The sequence below is a fragment of the Saccharothrix sp. NRRL B-16348 genome, assembly GCF_001280085.1.
GTDB lineage: Bacteria > Actinomycetota > Actinomycetes > Mycobacteriales > Pseudonocardiaceae > Actinosynnema.
Genome location: NZ_LGED01000051.1, coordinates 1 through 1634, shown reverse-complemented (window position 1 = coordinate 1634; position 1634 = coordinate 1). Strand labels below are relative to the sequence as shown.

The following is a 1634-nucleotide window of genomic DNA, read 5'->3' as shown; positions in this document are numbered from 1 at the left end:
GTCAGTTCGACACCGCACAACGTGTTGCCCGTGTCGTCGGCTGCCAGCGTGTCGGGGATCGCGTGTCGCTGCCCGTCGTAGGGCAGCCATCGGAACGCGCGGATGCCCATCACCACCACCCTTGAGAAGTGACCCGGTGCGGGTCGATGTCGAGTCGGGCCGACGGGTCAGGCGGCGAATCGACGGGGCCTGGTGCGGAGTTGTTCATCGCTCACCTCCTCGACGTCGGGAGTCGTGGGTGCGGCGAGCCGCGCGCGGATGGCGGACACCGTGGGTCGGGCGGCGAGTCGGACTTGTATGCGAGTCGGTGGCTCGGCGGGTGTCGGTGGTGCGGCGACGGTGCGTTCGGGCTGCGTGTCGCTACCTGCGAGTCGGTCGTATGCGAGCAGTGCGTGTCGGAGGGCGGCTCGTAGTCTTCCGACCTGGAGAGGTGTCAGGACGAGTTGATCGGTGTGGATGCCGTCGATCGAGATGCCGGTTGTGGCCACGTGGATTCGCAGTCGTGCCCGTCGGCCGTCCCGGTCTTTGCAGCGGACGGTCCATGAGGCCGGATCGTGCTGCCGGCCCATGCGGATGAGCAGGCTCAGCACGGCTCGCCCTTGCCGGTGGCGGCTCATGACTGGCTCCTTCCGGTGATCGCAGGTGGTGCTTACAACGACGCCGACGATTCAGACCGTGCCCGGCTGGACGGTGAACGACGCAGGCGGAATCGGGTGCCACCGATGGACCGGGTCTGGTGGCGCCTCGCGGGTTGCCCTGTCCGGTGATCGGTCCGGCTGCCGTCGCCGAACGACCTGACCGAGAACCTGTCCAATGTGGAGCAACAGATGATCATGATGTGTTGCTCTCTGTTCCGGAGAGCTTGTTCATGATGAAGCCGAGGGCGTCGTGGAGTGCGTGGTCGTGGCCGTGGGAGGGCAGTAGTCGGTGTGGCAGGGCGAGGTCGTGCAGGACTGCGGCGACGTGGTGGTCGGCCAGGTGTCTGAAGGTCTGGTCGGGGTCGCGGGGTTTGTTGTCGCCGAGGGGGATGTCGGGGTCGAGGGTGGTGCGGTAGAGCAGGTCGTAGGTGGTGCTGTGGTCGCGGACGAGTGTTTCCAGGCGGGCCTGCACGCGGGGGTCGGGGTGTTCGCCGCGGTGGGCGAGGGCGGCGCGGTAGTAGCCGAGTGCGTCGGGGACGGCGCGGTCGACCAGGACGACGTCGGCGTGCAGCCAGGCCTCGAGCTCCTTGCTGATGCCTCTGGTGATGATCCACAGGGTGGAGGCCCAGGTGTGGTTGCGCAGGATCGGCAGCCCGATGCGTTGGGCCTCTTCACCCAGGTCGGCGACCGTGGCCACCTGGACCTGGTCGCGGCGCAGTTCGTGGGTGAGTCGGGCGAGGAAGGCGCTCTTGCCGGTCGAGTGGGCGCCCAGCACCGCGACCACGACCGGTTTCTCCACCTCGCCGGTCACCACAGCCCGTCCTGCGCGTGGCCGGGCCGGAAGTCGGGGTGGGCGGCGATGCGGACGAGGTCGTCCCAGTCGAGCGTGGACTGGTCGAGGAGGGTGCGGAAGAGCAGCCAGGCGCACCAGGTGTCGTAGCCGGCGCGGTGCGGGCGTTGCCCGTCGGTGCCGGTGGTGTCCAGGTCGGCGTGGGC

Annotated in this window: 3 protein-coding genes; all 3 read right to left on the bottom strand. The window is 68.7% G+C overall.

The features are described 5' to 3' along the window. On the bottom strand, positions 1-110 hold a 110-nt coding region (locus ADK67_RS50575; RefSeq protein WP_331459259.1), incomplete at its 3' end, for a zinc finger protein. A gap of 721 nt (positions 111-831) precedes the next feature. Further along, positions 832-1449 carry an AAA family ATPase gene (locus ADK67_RS08095; protein ID WP_197289337.1) on the bottom strand — a complete coding sequence of 206 codons (618 nt, stop codon included), beginning with the start codon at positions 1447-1449 and terminating at the stop codon, positions 832-834. After that, on the bottom strand, positions 1446-1634 hold a 189-nt coding region (locus tag ADK67_RS52285), incomplete at its 5' end, for a hypothetical protein (RefSeq protein ID WP_197289336.1). The genes ADK67_RS52285 and ADK67_RS08095, both read right to left, overlap by 4 nt.